The sequence below is a fragment of the Chryseobacterium sp. SIMBA_038 genome (genome assembly GCF_046535115.1).
Lineage (GTDB): Bacteria > Bacteroidota > Bacteroidia > Flavobacteriales > Weeksellaceae > Chryseobacterium.
The window spans coordinates 1-241 of sequence record NZ_JAWRXH010000402.1 but is presented as its reverse complement, the minus strand read 5'-3'; the positions used below and the strand labels follow the sequence as shown (position 1 = coordinate 241).

Annotated in this window: 1 protein-coding gene; it reads right to left on the bottom strand. The window is 35.7% G+C overall.

Features of this window, described 5'->3' with window-relative positions:
- Positions 1-188 (bottom strand): hypothetical protein (locus tag SB689_RS24050; protein ID WP_410694537.1); only part of this gene is annotated, 188 nt, incomplete at its 3' end.
- Positions 189-241 lie beyond the last annotated feature (53 nt).

Below are 241 nucleotides of genomic sequence, written 5' to 3'. Positions count from 1 at the left end.
CCTGATGGTTTTGATACCAACGTCCAGGTGGGAGTACTCGTTCTGCTCCCTGCAACACTACCCTGTAATGAATATGAGGTACCACAAATTGTTGCATTTCCACCGGCATTAATACTACAGTCTTGGGCAAAAATCATTATATTACCCCAAGTGAGTAATATAAAAAGAAATAAGTTCTTATTTTTCATCGTCTTTATTATAAAATTTTGAGATTATTCTGTATTATGGTTTCCAGAAAGAC